Origin of the sequence: Proteus sp. G4415, assembly GCF_963896075.1 — a bacterium.
Lineage (GTDB): Bacteria > Pseudomonadota > Gammaproteobacteria > Enterobacterales > Enterobacteriaceae > Proteus > Proteus mirabilis.
The window spans coordinates 52401-74021 of record NZ_CAWQOK010000147.1 but is presented as its reverse complement, the minus strand read 5'-3'; the positions used below and the strand labels follow the sequence as shown (position 1 = coordinate 74021).

16 protein-coding genes are annotated in these 21621 nt (G+C 38.1%); 12 read left to right on the top strand and 4 right to left on the bottom strand.

Annotated features, from left to right (window positions below):
• The first annotated feature begins 148 nt into the window (after positions 1-148).
• Positions 149-1705, top strand: coding sequence for a PTS transporter subunit EIIC (locus AACU95_RS15990; protein WP_004246679.1), 1557 nt, complete (start codon positions 149-151; stop codon positions 1703-1705).
• A 13-nt stretch (positions 1706-1718) separates the two neighbouring features.
• Positions 1719-3089: a class-II fumarase/aspartase family protein gene (locus tag AACU95_RS15985; protein ID WP_004246680.1), complete on the top strand. Its 1371-nt coding sequence runs from the start codon at positions 1719-1721 to the stop codon at positions 3087-3089.
• Positions 3090-3178: 89 nt separating this feature from the next.
• Here AACU95_RS15985 and AACU95_RS15980 read toward each other — a convergent pair whose 3' ends face one another.
• Positions 3179-4495: a sodium-dependent transporter gene (locus AACU95_RS15980; protein WP_004246681.1), complete on the bottom strand. Its 1317-nt coding sequence runs from the start codon at positions 4493-4495 to the stop codon at positions 3179-3181.
• Between the two features lie 560 nt (positions 4496-5055).
• Here AACU95_RS15980 and fdhF point away from each other — a divergent pair.
• From fdhF to AACU95_RS15935, 9 genes are all read left to right on the top strand, one after another.
• Positions 5056-7224, top strand: a complete 2169-nt coding sequence (gene fdhF / locus AACU95_RS15975; protein ID WP_004249015.1) for a formate dehydrogenase subunit alpha — start codon at positions 5056-5058, stop codon at positions 7222-7224.
• Between the two features lie 205 nt (positions 7225-7429).
• Positions 7430-8128, top strand: coding sequence for an N-acetylmannosamine-6-phosphate 2-epimerase (locus AACU95_RS15970; RefSeq protein ID WP_049256475.1), 699 nt, complete (start codon positions 7430-7432; stop codon positions 8126-8128).
• A complete protein-coding gene (gene nanK / locus AACU95_RS15965; protein WP_141192008.1) occupies positions 8125-8994 on the top strand; it encodes an N-acetylmannosamine kinase in 870 nt (289 codons plus the stop codon). The genes AACU95_RS15970 and nanK overlap by 4 nt, the downstream gene beginning before the upstream one ends.
• Positions 8995-9045: 51 nt before the next feature.
• On the top strand, positions 9046-10536 hold the full coding sequence (locus AACU95_RS15960) for a sodium:solute symporter (protein ID WP_074561575.1): 1491 nt from the start codon (positions 9046-9048) through the stop codon (positions 10534-10536).
• Positions 10537-10549: 13 nt separating this feature from the next.
• On the top strand, positions 10550-11023 hold the full coding sequence (gene nanQ, locus AACU95_RS15955; protein WP_017827144.1) for an N-acetylneuraminate anomerase: 474 nt from the start codon (positions 10550-10552) through the stop codon (positions 11021-11023).
• Positions 11024-11213: 190 nt separating this feature from the next.
• Positions 11214-12101 carry a MurR/RpiR family transcriptional regulator gene (locus tag AACU95_RS15950; protein WP_004246688.1) on the top strand — a complete coding sequence of 296 codons (888 nt, stop codon included), beginning with the start codon at positions 11214-11216 and terminating at the stop codon, positions 12099-12101.
• Between the two features lie 173 nt (positions 12102-12274).
• A complete protein-coding gene (locus AACU95_RS15945) occupies positions 12275-13168 on the top strand; it encodes a dihydrodipicolinate synthase family protein (protein ID WP_004249018.1) in 894 nt (297 codons plus the stop codon).
• Between the two features lie 178 nt (positions 13169-13346).
• A complete protein-coding gene (locus AACU95_RS15940) occupies positions 13347-14036 on the top strand; it encodes a hypothetical protein (protein WP_141192007.1) in 690 nt (229 codons plus the stop codon).
• 118 nt (positions 14037-14154) lie between these two features.
• Entirely contained in the window at positions 14155-16134 is a 1980-nt protein-coding gene (locus AACU95_RS15935; protein ID WP_004249021.1) for an acyltransferase family protein, read from the top strand.
• A gap of 90 nt (positions 16135-16224) precedes the next feature.
• On the opposite strand, the gene AACU95_RS15930 is transcribed toward AACU95_RS15935, so the two are convergent.
• From AACU95_RS15930 to AACU95_RS15920, 3 genes are read right to left on the bottom strand one after another with little or no spacing between them, the layout of a single operon-like run.
• On the bottom strand, positions 16225-16938 hold the full coding sequence (locus AACU95_RS15930) for an MgtC/SapB family protein (RefSeq protein ID WP_004246695.1): 714 nt from the start codon (positions 16936-16938) through the stop codon (positions 16225-16227).
• Between the two features lie 38 nt (positions 16939-16976).
• A complete protein-coding gene (locus tag AACU95_RS15925; protein WP_161737115.1) occupies positions 16977-18224 on the bottom strand; it encodes an MFS transporter in 1248 nt (415 codons plus the stop codon).
• Positions 18225-18237: 13 nt separating this feature from the next.
• Positions 18238-19059, bottom strand: coding sequence for an MBL fold metallo-hydrolase (locus AACU95_RS15920; protein WP_141192006.1), 822 nt, complete (start codon positions 19057-19059; stop codon positions 18238-18240).
• A 344-nt stretch (positions 19060-19403) separates the two neighbouring features.
• On the opposite strand from AACU95_RS15920, the gene AACU95_RS15915 reads away from it, so the two are divergent.
• Positions 19404-21605: an extracellular solute-binding protein gene (locus tag AACU95_RS15915; RefSeq protein ID WP_004246699.1), complete on the top strand. Its 2202-nt coding sequence runs from the start codon at positions 19404-19406 to the stop codon at positions 21603-21605.
• Positions 21606-21621 lie beyond the last annotated feature (16 nt).

Here is a 21621-nt window from a genome sequence, read left to right as displayed (position 1 = left end):
TTAAATTATTTTTTAATTTAAAAGACCTAGGTCATAATAAATGACCTAAGATAATATTTAAAACTAGCCCGCCATTCATTTTATAGATAACTCAATGCTAGAGTACTTTTGTCATTTTTCTATATTCGAGAAGTCATAAGGAAAAAATATGGCCAAGAAAAAATTCAGCGAATCCATACAGCGCTTTGGTAGGACCCTACTCCTGCCAATCGGTGTTTTAGCGCCTATCGGTATGATACTGGGTATCAGTGGCGCTTTAGTTCAGTCTTATATGATTGCACGCTTTCCTTTCCTGGGGAATGAAACAGTCAATGCATTATTAGTGAGCATCCGCTCTATTGCAGGGGTCGTGTTTGATAATATTCCACTGCTATTTGCTATGGGTGTGGCTTATGGTATGAGCCATAAAGACAAGGGGATCGCCGTGTTTGCCTCCGTTGTCGGCTATTTAACCTTGATTAGCACCATTAATATTTGGCTCGTTTTGACGGGGAAACTCGCTGATCCTGCCGTAATGACTCAAGTGGGGCAGATCAAGGTGTTAGGTATTCAAACCATGAATATCAGTGCCGCAGGGGGGATTATCACCGGATTAATTGCCGCTTGGGCGACAGATAAATTCTATAACCTTGAACTTCCTACCGCTTTTGCCTTCTTCTCCGGTAAAAAATCCGTTGCCATTATTATGGTGGGATTAATGATTGGCGTAGGGGCATTACTACCCTTTATCTGGGAAGTCTTGGTGATGGGATTAACAAAACTTTCCGCAGTCTTCCTGAGTCCTGTCGGACCATTCTTTACAGCAGGGGGAGAGCGACTGTTTATTCCATTTGGTTTACACCATGTATGGAACGTGTTGTTTAGATTTACCGAAGCAGGTGGCTCTTACGTTATTGATGGACAAACCTATGTGGGTGTTGTTCCTGCCATGACAGAAGTGCTGTTTAACCAAGGGCCAAGTAGTGAATATTGGTCAATGATGCCAAGCTTAACGCGTTTTATGGCACAACAACAAATGCTGGTCACTCTGTTCTTATTCCCAGCAATTGCCTTAGCAATTTATAGAACATCGAAAAAAGAGAATCGCGCAGAAGTTAAATCTATGTTGGTGACCATGGTATTAACCGCCATGTTAGGTAACGTCACTGAGCCACTCGAATTTACCTTTGTGTTTATTGCGCCACTTTTATATCTGATTTACGCCATTATTGTTGGTATTGGTGCGGTTTTACTCTCTTTTGCTGGCGTGGCGATTGGCTATATCCGAGGTACGGTATTTGACTTCACCATCTTTGGTCTGCTCTATGAACATACCAACTGGATCTACTTAGTGATTATTGGTTTAGGTCTGGCGGTTGTCACTTACTTCATTTTCTACTGGGCCATTATTAAGTTTGATATCAAAACACCGGGTCGTGAAGAATCAAGCAATATGAAAAATACGCTTATTAAAGAGAAGCGTTATGGCGAAATTGCGGAGATCTTAATTCGCGCTTTAGGCGGAAAACAAAATATTCGTAACGTTGATAACTGTATTACTAGACTCCGTGTCGATATCGGTGAAGTAAATCAAATTGATAAAGAGTTAATGTTGGAATCAGGTTGTACAGCATTCTTTATTCCTGCAGCGAACCATGTCCATATTGTTTATGGGCCAAAAGTTGAGTTTGTTCGCAATGCTGTTGATGAAGCAATGAAGAAATAACAAAGGATACAAAATGAGAGCGTTATACGATTCTAAAAGTAAAACAATCGATGATCGCGGTATTAAAGCGCTGTTATCCAATGAAGCTAAATATTCAACTTGGTTGATGTTTGAGGCGATGCTCGCTCAAGCTCAAGCTGAACACGGTTTTATTCCACAGTCAGCGGCTGATGAAATTAAAGAAAAAGCGGTTATTGAGAATATCGATTTTGAAGAAATGAACCGCATTTACCAAAAAATCGGTCATGGTTTCGTGCCCTTTTTAAAAGTGTTAGTTAAGGCATGTTCCCAAGAGAGTGGTAAATATGTGCACTACGGCATTACCACGCAGAATATTCAGCAAAGTTCACAGCTTTATATGATGAAGACAGTGCACCATAAATTTATGTTGCTACTTGGGGAGATCATCGAAAATTTAGCTAACTTGGCAGAAAAAACCAAACATATGGTCATGCCCGGTAGAACACATGGCCGCCATGCTATTCCTATTACTTACGGCTATAAAGTATCGGTCTGGATCAGTGATTTTATCGACTGTTATCAGCGCATGAGAGAGTGTGAAAAACGCGTCTTTACTATCATGATGGGCGGTGCTGTGGGTGCATTTAACTCAATGCCAGAAGTGGGTATGAAGGTGCAAAAACGTGTGGCTGAATTAGTTGGCATGGAAGCGATGGAGGTGCCTTCTCGTAACCTTAGTACACATAAATTAGAGTATATGGCTAATTTGGCATTGATGGCTAATATCTGCCATAAAATTGGTGAAGAAGTTTATAGTACGACACTTGAGGAAATTGCGGAAGTTTCGGAAGGGTTTACCAAAGGTACAGTTGGCAGTAGCACTATGCCGCATAAAATTAACCCTAAACTGGCTAAAGGGATCATCGCTAACTCACAAAAACTGTATTCTTTACCCAGTGTGGGTATGTATTCTGCGGTAAGACCTTATGAAGGGGATAGTAGCTCCTATATGTTATTTGATGGGTTACTGGAAGAGGCATTAGAGCTGACAACAGAAATTCTATTAAGAACAGAAGAGCTTTCCAGAACAATAGTACCGCATGAAGAGAGAATGCTACATAACGTCATGAGAAATAAAGGATTAGATAATACAGAGTACGTTATGATGAAAATGGCAGAAAAACTAGGCAAAGATAAAGCACACTCTTTATTGTATGAAGAGGCGATCAAAACAGCGGCAGATGGCGAAGATTTCTATACTAACTTGATTAAAAATCCCGTTATCTCTGCGGCATTTAGCCCAGAAGAAATTAAAGCAATGCTTGATCCAAGAGCCTATATCGGTTTATCGGTGGAAATTGCGGAGAAAGAAGCTAAACGCGGGCATGTGGCTAGCCAAGAAATTAAACAAAACTATCAATAAGTCTATTAATAAATAAAGTTATCAAGTATCCAAACATCGGGGATAATTAGTCAGAGAGCTTCTTAAATAAGAAGCTCTCTTTTTGTTTTTTAACCAATCAAACCATGTACCAATATTATACCGATACAGATAGGGCCAATATAACGCCAAACTAATAATAAGCATTGGCGTTTTGCTCCAGTAATATTATCTGGAATAACCGCATTGGCTCTACGTGACCAGCCAAAAATTAAACACATCGCAATACCAAACAGTGGCATTAAGATATTGGAGGTTAAGTAATCCAATAAATCAAAGAGTGTTTTGCCCCCTAAAGTTACATCACTCATAGGACCAAATGATAATGAAACTGGGATACCCATTAACATAATAGAGGCTGTGACCACTAAGCCAGCTCTACGGCGAGTCCACTGAAAACGCATTTGTACATAAGCGACGATATGTTCGAGTAATGAAATTGCAGAGGTTAATGCTGCCATTAATAATAAAACAAAGAAAGTGACCGCCAAGATATTGCCACCAGGCAAGTTAGCAAAATAGACTGGCATGGTCATAAAGGTTAAGCCTGGGCCAGCATTTGGCTCTAATCCAGCAGCAGTTAACGCAGGGAAAATCATTAAGCCTGCTAAAACACACACTAAACAAGAGAGGATCACAACCCACATACTAGAGTTAGCAATAGTCTTATTATCCGCTAAATAGGCGCTATAGGTAATATGAATACCCAAACCGATAGACAGCGAGAAGAAGGCTAATCCCAACGCATCTAACACTCCTTGTGGGGTTAATTTACTAAAATCAGGATATAAGAATAATTTTAAACCTTCTGAAGAGCCGGGTAAGCTAATACCGACAATAATCAAAATAATCATGATAATAAACAGCAATGGCATCATGATCTTGACGGCTTTTTCTAATCCGCGTTGAACACCCGCTAATACGACAAAACATGTTAATCCGGCAAACACCAAGTGAGCAAGAATAGGCCATAAAGGGTCACTGATAAAACGGGTGAAGATCCCCGTTAATTCACTACTATCAGTAATATTTAATTCACCAGTAGCTGCCATAATGGTGTAACCAATGGTCCACCCCCCGACAACACTATAAAAGCTATAGATACACCATGAACTAAATACACCAATGACACCGATAATTACCCAATTACGTCCCATCATCTTTTTGAAGGCATTAACGGCTTCGGCATGGGTGCTACTACCTAAAATATTTTCAGCTAATAAAACAGCTAATCCGATAATAAAGCTAAATAACAGAAAGACGACGAGGAATGCACCACCCCCATTATTGGCGGCGACATAAGAGAACTTCCAAATTGCACCAATACCAATGGCAGAGCCAGCGGCTGCTAAAATATGGCCTACACGAGATGTCCATTGTTGGCTCATTTTGCCTCCGATTTCATTATATTAATGATAGAAACGGTTGCCGAACAATAGTGTATTGCAAAGGTGTGATAACCCTTAATCCTTGTAGTGGAACGAGACATCATAAAAACTCCCCTAAAAACAGTTCCACCAGCAGGGTTATAAAAAAACCACCTTACTGGTGGCTTTAGCAAAAAATGAACGAGCTTGGCCACCCTAATAAAGTAGGAGTAGATGTAGGCCTAGAAGTCGATTGTTAGTGTTAATGTTCATGTTTTTGCTCTTTATTGAAATGAATTTGGTTTGTTGCACTGATTTATTGAATGCCACTGCTAACAAATAACTATTTTGTTATATCATAAAAACAAATTAATGAAAGCCCTTTTTTTAAAAAACTTGATAACGTTTTGATAACTTTTGCTCAGAAAATCTTGTCGACAAAAATGTCGATATAACCTTGGTAGCCAGTGACAGAAATACTATCTACTTATTTTTACATGGTTTTTTACTTGGCATAAATCGTGCTTAGTTGGATGTTCTTTATGACTCTTTTACTCCCTAGTTAGGGGAAAGGATATCAAATGAACAAAATCAACTCCGTCTGTCCTTATTGTGGCGCTGGCTGCAAAATCAATCTCTGTGTCGAAAATGGTCGAATAATCAAAGCTGAAGGTGCCAATGGCGTCACTAACCAAGGCGAGCTTTGTTTAAAAGGTCTCTATGGATGGGATTTTTTAAATGACAATAAATTACTGACAGCCAGAATTCATCAACCGATGATCCGCCGACAAAAAGGGGCTGATTTTGAAATTGTCAGTTGGGATGAAGCGATTGAGTTTACGGCTAAAAAGTTACTCGCAATTAAAGAGAAATACGGTGCTAAATCTATTATGTGCACCGGCTCCTCTCGGGGTACAGGTAACGAAACCAATTTTGTGATGCAAAAATTTGCTCGTGCTGTACTGGGTAATAATAATGTTGATTGCTGTGCCCGTGTTTGTCATGGCCCTTCTGTTGCTGGTTTACAAGAAACACTAGGCAATGGGGCAATGAGTAATTCCATTGCTGATATTGAAGATTCAGATTGTTTGTTGGTGTTTGGTTATAACTGTGCCGACTCTCACCCTATTGTGGCGCGTCGTGTGGTGAAAGCGAAACAAAAAGGGGCCAAAATTATTGTTTGTGATCCCCGAAAAATAGAAACAGCGAAGATTGCTAATCAATATCTTCCCTTAAAGAATGGCACCAATATGGCGTTAGTTAATGCATTTGCCTATACGCTGATTGATGAAGATCTTTATGACAAAGAATATGTGAGTCGTTACACCGAAGGTTTTGAAGAATATAAAAAACAGCTGGTGGATTATAGCCCTGAAGCAGTAGAACGTATTGTTGGGGTTTCTGCAAGCGAGATCCGCCAAGCTATGCGCACTTATGCAGCCGCAAAAACAGCCACCATTATGTGGGGAATGGGGGTAACACAATTTGGTCAAGCGGTAGATGTTGTGAAAGGGCTAGCGAGTTTAGCGTTATTGACGGGTAATTTAGGCAAACCACATGCAGGTGTTGCCCCTGTTCGCGGGCAAAATAATGTACAAGGTGCTTGTGATATGGGGGTTTTACCCAATATGTTCCCCGGCTATCAAAGTGTGACAGATGAAGGTATTCGTCAAAAATTTGCTCAAGCTTGGCATATTCCGGTTGAAAAACTCGATCCGCAAGTGGGTTATCGCATTACTGAAGTCCCTCATTTAGCCATTGAAGGTAAAGTGAAAGCTTATTACATCATGGGAGAAGATCCACTTCAAACTGAGGCAGATTTAGGTCTGGTTAGAAAAGGTTTTCAAGCGCTCGATTTTATTGTGGTTCAAGATATCTTTATGACGAAAACGGCCGAGCAAGCAGATGTTATTTTACCTTCTACCAGTTGGGGTGAGCACGGTGGTATTTTTACTTGTGCTGATAGAGGTTTTCAACGTTTTGAACAGGCAGTACAAGCACGTGGTAACGTTAAACGTGATTGGGAAATCATTAGTTTATTAGCCACGGCTATGGGCTATCCAATGTCTTATACAGATAATGAAGAAATTTGGCATGAGGTAAGAGCATTATGTCCGCTATTTTTCGGTGCGACCTATGAAAAATTAGCGGGATTAGCCCATATACAATGGCCTTGTCCTGAGCTCGATCATCCGGGAACACCCTATTTATATTCAGATAATCGATTTACAACGCCATCAGGTAAAGGGCAGCTTTTTGCTACCGCATGGCGCGCCCCCGCAGAGTTGCCTGATGAAGAGTATCCAATGATTTTATCAACGGTACGTGAGGTAGGGCACTACTCTTGTCGCTCAATGACGGGTAATTGTAAAGCATTAGCATCATTAGCAGATGAACCGGGGTATGTGCAAATTCACCCTGATATTGCTAAAGCGGCAGGTATTGCTGATCAAGAAATTGTTTGGGTTGCATCTCGTCGAGGTAAGGTGTTGTCACGGTGTAATCTAAACGAAACCGTTAATAAACAAGCTATTTATATGACTTATCAATGGTGGATTGGTGCATGTAACGAACTGACACAAGATAATCTCGATCCTGTCTCAAAAACTCCAGAAACTAAATATTGTGCTGCACGAGTGGTGAAGATTGACGATCAAAAATGGGCAGAAAGCCAAGTCGCTCAAGATAATCACGCCATGAGAAGTCGTTTAATTAATTTAGTCGAGCAAGCAAAAACAGCGACACACTAAATTAATCACTCAAGAGAAATATAACAAAATCAATGGAGGCTATTTAGCCTCCATTTTTATTCTGTTTATTTATCATCATGTTATATCAATTTGGTCATTGTTTGATCTTCTTCACAGATCGTAGTTTTTTCGATTGAGAAATAAAACTCCGTAAAATAATATAATTCGGAGTTACATTTCAAAAAAAGAGAGCAGTGAGTTCAACATGGCACTAATTGAAAAGATGACTAAAGATATTCAACAAAAAGGTGGGTTAATTGTTTCTTGCCAACCTGTTGATAATAGTCCAATGGATAAACCTGACATTGTAGCCGCAATGGCTCAAGCAGCAGTAAATGCAGGTGCCGTCGCAGTACGTATTGAAGGAATTGATAATTTAAAAGCAACACGTCCTCTTATTGATGTGCCAATTATTGGAATTGTAAAACGTGATTTGCCTGATAGCCCTGTCAGGATCACGCCTTGGTTAAATGATATTGAAGCATTGGTCGCAGCTGGTGCTGATATTATCGCTTTTGATGGTACTGATCGCCTACGCCCAGTTCCCGTGAAAGCATTGCTAGAGCATGTTCATCGTTTAGGAAAACTAGCGATGGCAGATTGTGCCACTTTTAATGAAGGGATGTATTGTCATCAACTCGGTACTGAATTTATTGGCTCAACGATGTCAGGTTATACCGGTGGGGAAATACCAAAATTACCCGATCTTCAACTGGTGACCGCATTAGCAGAGCAAGGATGTCGAGTGATTGCGGAAGGGCGTTATAACACACCAATGATGGCGGCAAGGGGTATGCAAGCGGGAGCTTGGGCTGTCACCGTTGGCTCTGCATTAACTCGTCTTGAACATGTCTGTGAGTGGTTTACTCAGGCATTAAAGTGGCAGCAGGAGTTAGATAAATGAATACATTAGCGATTGATATTGGAGGAACCAAAATCTCGGCAGCATTAATTAGCCGAGATAACCAATTGACACAACATCGACAAATAGCAACACCAGCAAGTCCATCTCCAACACAACTTTATGAAGCATTAGTTAGCATTATTACACCATTAAAAAACCATGCCGATAGTGTTGCCGTTGCATCAACAGGGATCATTTGTAATGGCATTTTAACCGCATTAAACCCCGATAATTTAGGTGGATTAAACGATTTTCCTTTAATGGAAACACTATCAACCCTTACCGGATCACCTTGTTGGTTACTTAATGATGCCCAAGCTGCCACATGGGCTGAGTATTATCATCGTCGTGACACTATATCTGATATGGCGTTTATTACTGTCTCAACCGGCGTTGGCGGAGGCATTGTTCAGCAAGGGCAGCTACTAATAGGAAAACGTGGTCTTGCAGGCCATTTAGGTCATACCTTAGCTGATCCTCGAGGCCCTCGTTGTGGATGTGGCCGCCATGGTTGTGTTGAAGCCATCGCATCGGGGCGTGCGATTGCCTCACAGGCTGAAGGGGAACTTGCTGGTAAAGATGCTAAGGCAATTTTCAGCGCTTTTCACCAGAGAAACTTACAGGCTACCACCATTATTAAACGCTCTGCCAACACCATAGCTAATTTGATCACAAATATTAAAGCTACAACAGATGCTGATTGTGTTGTGCTTGGTGGCAGTGTGGGGCTTGCTAACGGCTATCTCGAATTGGTTCAAGTTGCTATGGCACAACAACCATTAGCATTACAAGTGCCGATTGTATCAGCTCACTATCATCATGATGCTGGATTATGGGGCGCAGCCCTATGGTCTAGAGAGCAATAAAAAAACTGTCGTAAAACTTACCTTTTACCCTACATATGGCAGGACTAAAAAATGCAATTACATGATTTTGGTTTTATTAACTATGCAGTGCTGTTTGGCTATTTGGCAGCTATGTTACTCGTGGGTGTTTATTTTTCTAAACGTCAAAAAACTGCGGATGACTATTTCCGTGGTGGAGGGCGAGTTCCTGGGTGGGCCGCTGGAGTGTCTGTATTTGCGACCACATTAAGCTCGATTACATTTATGTCCATTCCTGCTAAAGCTTATACTTCTGATTGGACCTTTATTATTGGACAGTATTTAGCTATTGCAATTTTACCTTTAGTTTTTTATTTCTATATTCCTTTTTTTAGAAAATTAAAAATCACCTCCGCTTATGAATATCTAGAAGCTCGTTTTGATGTTCGTAGTCGTTTATTTGCTAGCCTTTCATTTATGTTATTCCATATTGGGCGTGTTGCTATTATTACTTATTTAACCGTACTAGCTTTACGTCCTTTTATGGGGATTGATCCGGTCGTGTTAATCGTATTAATAAGTTTATTATGCATTATTTATACTTGGATGGGGGGCATTGAAGGCGTTATTTGGACGGATGTTATTCAAGGTTTATTACTTTCTGGTGGTGCTGTACTGATCTTTATTATGATCTGTTTTAAAGTTGATGGTGGTATTAGCGAAATTTTTACTACTACAGCACAAGCAGATAAATTCTTTCCTACCACACAATGGCGCTGGAGTTGGACAGATAGCACTATTCCTGTATTAATGATTGGGTTTTTATTTGCCAATATTCAGCAATTTACTGCTAGTCAGGATGTTGTGCAACGCTATATCGTTACCGATTCTATTAAAGAAACTAAACGTACATTGATAACTAACGCTAAATTAGTGGCTATTATTCCTATTTTCTTTTTTGCCATCGGCTCTGCATTGTTTGTTTACTACCAACAAAACCCAAGTTTATTACCCGCAGGATTTAATACGGGGGGAATTTTACCACTATTTATCGTGACGGAAATGCCTATCGGTATTGCAGGGTTAATTATTGCAGCTATTTTTGCTGCTGCACAATCAAGTATTTCTAGTAGTTTAAATAGTATTTCAAGTTGCTTTAATTCTGATATTTATACTCGTCTTAGTAAATCATCCCCTAGTCCTGAACAAAAAATGAAAGTCGCAAAGTTAGTTATTATTGTGGCAGGGATATTCAGTAGTTTTGCGGCAATTTGGTTAGTTTTATCCGATGAAGCTGAAATTTGGGATGCATTTAATAGCCTTATAGGTCTTATGGGCGGACCAATGACAGGCCTATTTATGTTGGGAATTTTTGTAAAACGTGCTAATGCCGGTAGCGCCGTTGTTGGGATCATCGTGAGTATTATTGCAGTATTGGCTGCACGTTATGGCAGTGATCTTAACTTCTTCTTCTATGGAGTCATTGGTTCAATGTCAGTGGTGATTGCAGGAACCATTACGGCACCACTTTTCGCACCAGCAAAACAGCTTTCCTTAGATGACAGTGAAACATCAGAGAACTAAGAAGGAATAATCTATGTTATTTGGACATTTATCTGATTTGGCGACTATGCCAGAAATGAATCCAGCGTTACGTCATGCAATGGAAAAAGCATTAGCACTTGATCCCGCGTCACTTGCACCGGGCAGCTATAAAATTGATGGTGAGACGTTGTTTATGAATGTTATGACTTTTGAAACCGTGCCTCGTGAGCAAAAACAAGCCGAATTGCATCAGCGTTATATCGATATTCAGATCTTACTATCCGGTGAAGAGACAATTGATTTTGGAATACAAGGTTCGGCACAAGATGTGACACCTTATAATGAAACGGATGATTATCAGTTGACTGATAACATCATACATCGTCAAACATTATCCCTTACACCAAATATGTTCGCCATTTTTATGCCTTATGAGCCACATAAGCCAGGTATTGCGCCGAAAAATGAGGCCAGTACATTAAAGAAAGTGGTTATTAAACTAGATGTTGCCGCGTTAACTCACTAATCATTATTATTTAATAAAACGCTTTATTTCTCATGTATCAGTTAGTTGGAGTTATAGTGATACTGAGAATAAGGCGTTTTGTTATTATCACATTATTGTCTTAACAAGGCTTTTTTTAACCTGTTGGAATTGGTACTCTTGTGGGCAAAATTCTATTCTCGTGTATTTGCTGCAAGCAAGGATAATGTCCATGACAGAACAGGCAACAACTCGATTAAAGCCGGGTAAAATACTTGATACGCTAGGCGCTATGAAAAATAGTTTAACTCGCGTATCGCAACGTATTGCAGACTATATCCTGTTCCATCCTACGGAAGTGACTCAGTTGTCTATTGCCCAACTCTCTCAAGCAACCAAAGCAGGTGAAGCGACGGTTGTCCGCTTTTGTCGGACATTGGGTTATAAAGGTTTTCAAGACTTTAAAATGGATTTGGCGATTGAAATGGCAACATCAGATAATGATGAATCGCCAATCCTTGATGCAGAAGTCAGTCACCAAGATGATATCCATACTATTGGCCTAAAATTGCAAGCAACAATAAATAATGTGTTATCAGAAACATTAAATTTACTCGATATGCAGCAAGTGCAAGGGGCGGTCAATGCACTATTATCAGCAAACTATGTTTTTATCTGCGGCGTTGGCTCTTCGGGGATCACTGCGGAAGATCTGAAAAATAAACTTATGCGTATTGGTTATCGTGTTGATGCCGTAACTAATAACCACTTTATGTATATGCAAGCCTCATTATTAAAATCTGGTGATGTCGCTATCGGTATTAGTCACTCGGGTAATTCATTAGAAACGGTTCATGCATTGAAATTGGCTAAAGAAGCGGGCGCAAGCACGATTGCATTGACGCATAATTTAGGCTCACAAATTATGGAATATGCAGATCACCATTTAATTAATGGTAATCGACAAGGGAAATTACAAGGCGATTCTATTGGTACAAAAACAGCACAACTTTTTGTTTTAGATTTGCTTTATACCTTGTTAGTTCAGGCTAAGCCTGAAACAGTAAAAGAGCAGAAATTACGTACTCTCAATGCGTTAAAACAGACGCATTCAGCATAAGTTTATTGCTATTTTAAAGCATCTTGAGCAGAAAGTAGCTAAAGATCACAGTTTTACCTTTCTCTTTCCTTCAGGGCTATTTTCGTTATTGCGTTATGACTAGTCGCTCTCTAATATAGAGTTAAACTCCATAAGTTAATTAATAAAGAAATTAATCTCCATAGGAAGTGATCATGAACAAACTCTCTGGACTGATTGCCGCGCCTCATACTCCTTTTGCTGCGGACGGTAGTGTTAATTACCCTGTTATTGATGATATTGCTAAGCACCTAATTGCGACTGGGGTAACAGGGGCTTATGTCTTAGGTACTACTGGTGAAGGTATACATTGCTCGGTTGAAGAGCGTAAAAAAGTCGCTGAACGTTGGGTTACAGCGAGTCAGGGACAACTTGATCTTATTATTCATACTGGTGCATTAAGTATTGCTGATACGTTAGAACTTGCTCGTCATGCTGAAACATTAGATATTAAAGCCACATCAGTGATTGGCCCTTGCTTCTTTAAACCTAGTCATGTTGATGATTTAGTAGAATATTGTCGTTTAGCAGCGGCAAGTGCACCCTCAAAAGGTTTCTACTATTATCATTCCACCATGTCAGGATTAAGCATTGATATGGAAAAGTTTTTACAAGCAGCAGGTAAAGTGATCCCCAATTTATCTGGCATGAAATTTAACTCCCCTGATATGTATGAATTTCAGCGTTGCTTACGGGTAGAGGGAGGTAAATATGATATTCCATTTGGCGTTGATGAATTTATTCCGGCAGGATTAGCTTGCGGTGCATTAAGCGCTGTAGGTAGCACCTATAACTACGCTGCACCGTTATATCTTGAGTTGATTGAGAGATTTAATCAGGGTGATCACCAAGGTGTGGCAGATTGCATGGATAAAGTTATCGCTATTATTCGAGTTTTAGTCGAATACGGTGGCGTTGCTGCAGGCAAAGTAGCAATGCAATTGCATGGTATTGATGTTGGCGCTCCTCGTCGTCCTTTACGCCCACTGACAGCTGAACAAAAAGCAGATGCATTGGCGAAATTTAAGGCGGCAAATTTCTTATCATAAATTGCGTTTTGCTTAGAGCATGACATTGTAGATAAACCTATCCTTTAACATCTCCCCCATTGGATGTGACAGTGGCTTTCTCTTGAGAGCCACTTTTTTATTATCTACTTTATGACTTGATTTTAAATGCCATTCAATTCAATGTATTAATAACAATCTTCGTTACCGAGGTTTATCGATGGCCTATTCATTTTTAACCCAAGCAACAGTTAAAAAATTATCGCGCAATGAAAAGTGGTTACAACAGATTAATAATGAAGATATTATCGATTTGAGTTTAAATGCGGGGCAGCTCATTATTGATAAACCAAAGGTGGATGAGAATTTTATCCCTTTTAGCCAACAATTAGATGTTTATTGTCAGCAAATTGCTCAGCAATTTCCTTTTATAGCGGTGACTCCACAATTACAACTTCATTGCACTTTGTTGACCATTTTTAATCAACCTATAGCGTTATTTGAGCCTCAGAAATTAATGTTACTGGCTTGGTGTCAAAAAATAACGAATATCTTTAATAAGATAGAAAAGATTGAGATCCTATTTAATGATATTATTTTAACGACTAATGGAAGCGTGATATTAATAGGTGTATCAAAAACATTAACGCAGTTTAGACAACAGGTTTACCAGCAAATCCCCATTGATCATCATCTGCATAAAAATATTATTCACATTACGCTTGGGCGCTTACAGGAAAGCGTGTCATCAGAAAAAATAACACCACTTTTTCAATTTTTAGCACATAATCGATTATCACTTCCAATCAATATTAAAACCAGCATTAACTATCCTAAATTTGTGGTGAGCAAAGGCTCACTATCGTCTGAGATATTGTTAAATAAGACGATAGAGTTTAATCAACAGTAACAGTAGATATTTGAAATCATTTATATCAATATTAAAAATATTCTCTTTACAACTAAAGTGATATTTTTAATTGATGTATAATCCAGCAATTCTTTTTATTTGGATAGTACATTGAGTTATGAATATAAAATATCGTGCTGATATTGACGGTTTAAGAGCAATTGCTGTTATTTTGGTTATCTTCTTTCATTTAGATAATCGCTTAATACCATCAGGTTTTATTGGTGTTGATATCTTTTTTGTGATCTCGGGTTTCTTGATCTCGTTAATTATTAAAACATCACTTTTACAAGGTCATTTTTCATTTGGTGATTTTTATATTCGCCGATTATGGCGTTTACAGCCACTCTATCTTTTTGTTTTAGTAGCAGTTCTTGTAATTTCAGGTATTTTCTATCTACCTAGTGATTATCTTGATATCACTAATAGTGAAAAATATGCTTCAGCTTTTCTGTCTAACAAATATTTTGCAAGAGCAACGACTAGTTATGCAGCGCAAGATGCACTCTTCTTACCGTTATTACATACATGGTCTTTAGCAATAGAATGGCAGTGGTATCTATTCTTACCTTTTGTACTCTATTTTCTTCACAAAATTAATCATAAAGAGAAAATAAATAATTTTTATTTTATTGTTTTTATTACAATAATTTCTTTCTCCTTGGTGCTTGTTTATCAAAAAGATCAACCTAAGAATTATTATTACTTTAGTACGCGTATATTTGAGTTTATGTTAGGGGCTTGTGTTGCTTATTTACCCGTAAAAGTAATCATTAATCAAAGAGTTAATAGTGTTATTAGTCTCATCGCCTTAGGGGTTATCTTTTGGATAGCCGTTCAAAAAGATGTGATTGCTGGTTATCCGAATTTCAATACGTTATATGTTTGTCTTAGTGTTGCACTAATTATTTATACAGGACAACATGGCAGTATTATTCAAAAAGTGTTGTCATTAAAGCCAATAGTGATCATTGGATTATTATCTTATTCACTTTATTTATGGCACTGGCCCTTATTTGCTATTGCGCGTTATATAGGCGTATTTAACACCGAGATACAAAAAGGGTTATTTTTAGCATTAACATTTTTACTCTCTATTTTTTCTTACCTTCTTATTGAAAAACCGTTTAGAAGAAAGCGTTTGAACTTTAAATATTCGATAACATTATTGTTTGTTATACCTATTTTATTGGCTTTAGGATTAAATGCATTAAATGAAAAGTATCATGGATTTGGAGTAAGGCTTGGGCAAAATTACGTTAATTTAGAAAACAAACTCAATCAATTCGATTATCCCAATCGAGGTAATTGTATGAATTTTCAAGCCTCTGATCCTGATAAGATGTGTCATATTGGTAAAGTGGGTAGCCAGAAAAAAGCCTTTTTATTAGGGGATTCCCATGCTAATCATTTTTGGGGATTTATGGATATTTTAGGTAAAGATGCTGAGCTTGATGTCTATGCGCAAGCAACTTCATCATGCATTACTATTCCTAATATTTATCTTTATGATTGGTCTAATCATAAGAATACGGTTTATCAACGTTGTTATGATCAAACAGCAAAATATTACCAGATTATTAAACATAATCGGTTTGATTATGTGATTTTTGGACAGGTTTGGAATAATTACGCCTCAAATCATGTTATTAATAAAATAGGTGATAAAAGAACGGTTGAGGCATCTCGTCAACGTGTGGAAAAATCGATGCGTGAAGCGCTTGATATCATTGTTGCTACTGGAGCCAAACCTGTTTTTATAAAAACCGTTTATTCAATGCCTAGTGGTTTTATGACCTGTTTTTATGAAAATGCCAAGTTAAGAAAAGATTTTGCTGATAACAACTGTAATCCCAAAAACTATAAAGGTGAGGGGAATACATGGATGAACCAATTATTTGCTAAATTAAAACAGGACTATCCAAGCTTAATTATTATCGATCCTAAAGATGTACAATGCGATAAAGATACCTGCTTAACAGATATTGAAGGAGTGCCGGTTTATCGTGATGTAGGACATATTACTGATTATGCATCAACGATTTTTGGCATGATGTATCTTAATAAGATGGGTAATCCATTTAAAGAGAACCAATAACCAAGCTGTTTTTACTTAGATTATAATAGTGCCACCTATTTAAGAATATAGGGGCACTATGGTTGTTTCTCTATCAATAATAGAATTAATTTAATGATCTAGCGAAACAGAATGTACATGCTGTAATTGTTTTAATGAGCAATAAAACTCTGGTAAGGTTATTTTTTGTCGCACAAGTAGTTTTAAGTTAACTTCAACGCGCTCCTTTTTAATATCACGAATAGTCAGGTTTTCAATAACGTTTTTGTTGCTTTTTAAATAGTCAATTAAAAGAGGAACACCACTTTCATGAGTAAATAGCATTCGCACTTTAATTTTACCTAAGCGTTGATTATTCATTTGAAACAGCACTACTTGTGGGCTTAGTTTAATAGCCATAAAAAAGAGGAAAGTCACAACGATAGCATGCCAATAAAAGCCGGAGCCACAGGCGATACCCACTCCCGCAGATGCCCAAACAATGGCCGCAGTCGTTAATCCTGAAATGGCGTCATCTCGTCGATGTAAAATAACACCGGCGCCCAGAAAGCCGACCCCACTGATAATTTGTGCAGCTAACCGCATGGGATCACTGCGAATATTGTCAGAAATATTGGCGTAATATTCGGCTGATTGGATAGAGACAATGGTTAATAAACAACTGGCAACAGCAATAATGACACAAGTTTTAAAACCAACTGGTTTTCCCTTTGATTCACGCTCTAAGCCAATAAGACCGCCTAAGATAAAGGCGGCCAGTAATTTAGCAATACTTGATAGTGATAATGGGCCAATAGTGTCAACAAACTGTATTAATGCATCCATGGTTTGCTCCTGACGTTGGCTTATTTTTTATTTTAAAATTAAGGTGCTGTAATTCCTCGTGATGTTTCTTTATTTTCACTATTTCTTTTTTTAGAAACATCATCTTTAAAGAAGAAAATAAAGAATAGGGTTACCACCGCCGCTACAATGGCAGGATAGACCCAGAATGTTGACCATTGTGGTAATGCTGCATCACCTGTTTCAGTTACGGTTGTGTTAAAGGTTTGACCACAAATAGTGGAAGCAAATAGTAAGCCGAAACCATTAGAGACAATAAAGCGCAGACCTTGTGCTTGTGCACGAATTTCAGGTTTTGCTTTGCGATCGACATAGATATCTCCTGCAGTAAAGAAGAAATCCCAACATAATCCCTGTAGCATTAATCCGATGACGATAAAGTAAAGCTCTGTATTTACTGCAGCATAAGAGAAAAACATAGAGCGTATGATCCAGCTCACGGCTCCTAGCAGTAGTGTAATTTTGAAGCCAAATTTCATTAAGAAGAATGACAAAACAAACATAAACAGAACTTCGCAAGCGATCCCTATTTGCATAATAGAAGCTGCATTATCAAAGCCTAATGCTTTAATAAAGACAGGAATATAAGCAGAATAAGCTGTTTTGGGGATCATTAAAATAAAGATGCTAAACATCAAAATAGCAAAGTAGCGATCTTTAAATAAAGACAATGCATCTAAACATAAAATATCGCGTAGTGAGAAAGGCTGGCCTTTCGCTTTAGGTGGCGTATTAGGTAATGTAAAACAATAGAAACCGAGTAATACACCAACTGCAGAAGCGATATACCAAGTCATTGTGCTACCAGAGAAGCCCATTTCACCCAATATAAAACCAATTGCCATAAAACCAAACGTACCAAATACGCGAATAATTGGGAAATATTTAACCCCATTAATATGGGAGAAACTAATGCTATTAGATAGCGCAGTGGTTGGATAAAACAATAAGCCAATAATAAAAATTAAAAATAATGTCATGCCACTGTTTTGAGCTTCAATAAATTGGGGAACACAGAGAATAACGACGGCATTAATTAAATGAAGTATCCCCATGACTTTTTGTGAAGCAAAGAAACGATCTGCGACCATACCAATAAATAAGGGGGAGATAATTGTCGCGACACCTAATAAGGCATAAGCATTGCCGATAATGCTTGCCATACCATAACTACTTAATACGAGTCCCATGGTCATATTCCATGCTCCTTGCATGAAATATTGCACAAACATCATAATAAGTAGGCGAGAAGTTATTTTCATATCCATTGTCGTACCCCTCTTAATTGGTTTCTAACGTTAATCTGTCGTAGGCAACACGGATATGATGAGGAGCACAGACCGTTTCTAATTCATGATGCAGTAATTTACCGCTATGTGAGATATGCGAAACGACAATCTGTGTAGCTTGATGTAAACAGCCTTGTTGTTGCAGTTTTTCTTTGGCGGCAAAAACCGTTTCTAAGCTCATATGATTATCTGTACGATCTTTTCCATTTAAGCCATAAGTGCACTCAAAAACAACAATATCAAGCGGTTTGTTTTCTAACCATTGCCAAGTTAATTCTGGGAACCAACCCGAATCATGGCCATAGAAAATAGCTTTGCCATCTTTCTCAATATGATACACATAACAAAGTTCCCATTTTGCATGATTAGCAAGTAGCGGCGTAATTTTATAACCATTTCTTTCGACCGTAACGAAAGGGATTAAGCAATGAAATGCAAATCGCTCTTTCGTATAACCTGGTAATACTTCAATACAGCCATTGATAGCGCGATCGTTACCGAAAATATGTAAAGGATGGTTAATTTCAAAACCATAGCCTTCCATTCTGCTAAATAGTTCACCAACATTAAAATGATCAGGATGAGTATGAGTAAATAGCAAACTTTCAAAATGTGTTGCGTCCATACCATCACGCATCAGTTGGTAACTAAAAGTGGGGGAGACATCGATCAACATAATGTCATCCACAATAGCAGAAGAGTGCGTTCTAATATCTTTACCGGCTAATTTTCTTGCTTTCAGACAGTGTTCACAACGGCAGAAGGGATTCGGTATGCCTTCTGAGGCAGCCGTCCCTAAAAAATGAAGCTTCATAATAAATCCCCTTATCTTATTGTTTATTAGTATTTTATTAATTTTCTGGTGTTGGCTATTTGTAGGTTACAAACAAATTTGAACGTTCCAATAATAAAATGACATGTGTTATTTGCCAATAAATGAAGATCAGATCAGTGATCTTATTCAAATATTATTTACTAATATGTTGATTAGTATATATATTTATTTTAATTGGTATTGATAATTATTTATTATCTTTAATTTTTAATAGATTGATTTATCAGCTAATTGTAAGTGGAACGTTCAAATCAATTATCAGTAGTCGTGATAAATAATTCAGGTATGCTAGTGAAGGTGGAAATAGAGGTGAAAGAAGAGAAATGGCGACGATCAAGGACATTGCAAAACTAGCGGGTGTTTCGCATGGTACGGTATCTAACGTATTGAATAAACGTGGAAATGTAAGTGTTGAAAAAATTGAAGCAGTCTATCAAGCTGCTAAACAGATGGGCTATCAATTAAATACACAAGCCCAACTACTAAGAACCAATAGAAGCCATAAAATTGCGATCTTATTACCCCAACTGGTTTCTGAAAAATATGCGATCTTCTTTAATGCTTTTAGACAGTCGATCGTTAATTTTCCAGAGATCAGCTACGATCTTTTTTTAACAGATCTTCTTGAGACCACTGAGCGTGATCTACTACAAAAAATTGCTGCAGGTGGCTATAAGCAAGTAGTCACCGTAAGTTGTCTTAAAGATGCTAAATACTATTTTGACACGTTAAAACTTCCACCTTCACAAATTATCTTTATTTATCACAAACCCCTCAATGCACAACGTTTTTTTACGTTAGATTTTGCACAAGCGGCGGAGTCAATTTGCCAGCAAGTGTCACAAACAGCTGGCAAGGTGGTGGGGATTTTTGGCGATAATCAAGATGAATTAAATAGTCAGGTTTTTGCTAATCAATTGCAAATACGGCTTTCTCAAACTGCACCCGATAAAAAATGTGTCATACTTAGCGCTTCTGATGAAGAGAGTTATAAAATTGCTTTTGATTTCTTTTCTATGGAGCAAGTCCCCGATATCTTTGTCACACAAGATATTGAGAAAGCTCGCTATTTAACACAAGCAAGCTATTTTGGCAGTTCTTCAGATTGTCCTATTATCTTTGCTCTAAGTGATAATATTCCGCCGGTAATAAAAGGGTTATATTGTTTTCCAATGAACTATGCTCAGCTTGGTTTGGAAGTCGCTGAGGCACTATTAATCGCAGAGCCGCATGAGTACAAAAATAATAATGTATCTGTCGCAAATCGAAGTTCATATCTGTATACGGCAACACCAGCAGTAATGAGTGATGATAAATCACAAATTAGTCTTAATTTACTAACGTTGCCAAGCCCTTCAACAACGGCATTAAAAAAACTACTTCCTCATTTTTATCGTCAAACTGGTATCAAGGTGAATTTAGCTATTCATCCTTATGATGAAGTCTATCAAATTTTAAGCCAACTTCATTTACACCCTTATTATGATCTGTTGCGTATTGATATGGCGTGTTTTCCATGGTTTGCTGAGCGAATATTGCGACCATTAGATAAAATTGGTGATGGATTAACTGATTTATTGAGTCACTTTTCCTTACCTACGCAACAAAAATTTGGTTTGGTTAATGATGTCGCTTATGCAATGCCGTTCGATGCTAGCGCTCAATTACTGTTTTATCGTAAAGATCTGTTTGAAGATACTATTTTAAAAAGAATGTATTACGAAAAAACAGGTAATGAATTAACTGTGCCGACAACCTTTGAAGAGTACGATAATGTGACTCAGTTTTTTACTGAGTTGCATCAAGCCGGGCAAGCTCATTGTCCGATGGGAGCTTCAACCACATTAGGAAGTGCGGGATTAATCGCAACTGAATACTTATTACGTTATTACGCTAAAGGTGGGCGTTTAATCGGTAGTGATAATATTCCGCGCTTAGCGATGCCCTTGGCCGCTGAGGTATTAGCAGATTATTTGCATCAGTTGTCGATCACCGAAAATATCAACCATAAATGGTGGAGTGGCTCTGTCAGACAATTTGAGCAAGGTCATCTGGCAATGCTTATCTCTTATATGAATTTATTTAATGATGTCGCACATAGCGATATTTTACCTAAAATTGGTTTTGCTCCCGTTCCGGGTGGTGTACCACAATTAGGGGGTGGGGTACTTGGGGTGTCGCGTTACAGTAGAAAATCATCTTACGCTGAACTGTTTTATCGTTGGCTTTATTCTCCTGTTGTGATGGATCACTTAATTTTATTGGGTGGAAATAGTAACCATGAAAATTTTAGTCATAACCAAGAAATTAGCCACCGTTATCCATGGATGACACTAGCTTATCAGGAAATTAATCAAGGAATACGAGAATCATCAGTGCCGAATGGTAAATTATTTAACTTAAGGCAAGCTGAGATTATTATTGGTCAGGGTATTACTAATGTGATTAATCATATTATGACAATAGAAGAAACGATTGATTATATTAATCAACGTCTGTTGATTGATACTCAGGGTGAACGATGATCTTTGATAAAAAATC

Excerpts from the sequence above, each read along its gene's own strand:
- AACU95_RS15960 (WP_074561575.1), top strand. The coding sequence starts at position 9,046 with ATGCAATTACATGATTTTGGTTTTATTAACTATGCAGTGCTGTTTGGC.
- fdhF (WP_004249015.1), top strand. The coding sequence starts at position 5,056 with ATGAACAAAATCAACTCCGTCTGTCCTTATTGTGGCGCTGGCTGCAAA.
- nanK (WP_141192008.1), top strand. The coding sequence starts at position 8,125 with ATGAATACATTAGCGATTGATATTGGAGGAACCAAAATCTCGGCAGCA.
- AACU95_RS15915 (WP_004246699.1), top strand. The coding sequence starts at position 19,404 with ATGGCGACGATCAAGGACATTGCAAAACTAGCGGGTGTTTCGCATGGT.
- AACU95_RS15950 (WP_004246688.1), top strand. The coding sequence starts at position 11,214 with ATGACAGAACAGGCAACAACTCGATTAAAGCCGGGTAAAATACTTGAT.
- AACU95_RS15970 (WP_049256475.1), top strand. The coding sequence starts at position 7,430 with ATGGCACTAATTGAAAAGATGACTAAAGATATTCAACAAAAAGGTGGG.
- AACU95_RS15945 (WP_004249018.1), top strand. The coding sequence starts at position 12,275 with ATGAACAAACTCTCTGGACTGATTGCCGCGCCTCATACTCCTTTTGCT.
- AACU95_RS15930 (WP_004246695.1), bottom strand. The coding sequence starts at position 16,938 with ATGGATGCATTAATACAGTTTGTTGACACTATTGGCCCATTATCACTA.
- AACU95_RS15920 (WP_141192006.1), bottom strand. The coding sequence starts at position 19,059 with ATGAAGCTTCATTTTTTAGGGACGGCTGCCTCAGAAGGCATACCGAAT.
- AACU95_RS15925 (WP_161737115.1), bottom strand. The coding sequence starts at position 18,224 with ATGGATATGAAAATAACTTCTCGCCTACTTATTATGATGTTTGTGCAA.
- AACU95_RS15935 (WP_004249021.1), top strand. The coding sequence starts at position 14,155 with ATGAATATAAAATATCGTGCTGATATTGACGGTTTAAGAGCAATTGCT.
- AACU95_RS15980 (WP_004246681.1), bottom strand. The coding sequence starts at position 4,495 with ATGAGCCAACAATGGACATCTCGTGTAGGCCATATTTTAGCAGCCGCT.
- AACU95_RS15985 (WP_004246680.1), top strand. The coding sequence starts at position 1,719 with ATGAGAGCGTTATACGATTCTAAAAGTAAAACAATCGATGATCGCGGT.
- nanQ (WP_017827144.1), top strand. The coding sequence starts at position 10,550 with ATGTTATTTGGACATTTATCTGATTTGGCGACTATGCCAGAAATGAAT.
- AACU95_RS15990 (WP_004246679.1), top strand. The coding sequence starts at position 149 with ATGGCCAAGAAAAAATTCAGCGAATCCATACAGCGCTTTGGTAGGACC.
- AACU95_RS15940 (WP_141192007.1), top strand. The coding sequence starts at position 13,347 with ATGGCCTATTCATTTTTAACCCAAGCAACAGTTAAAAAATTATCGCGC.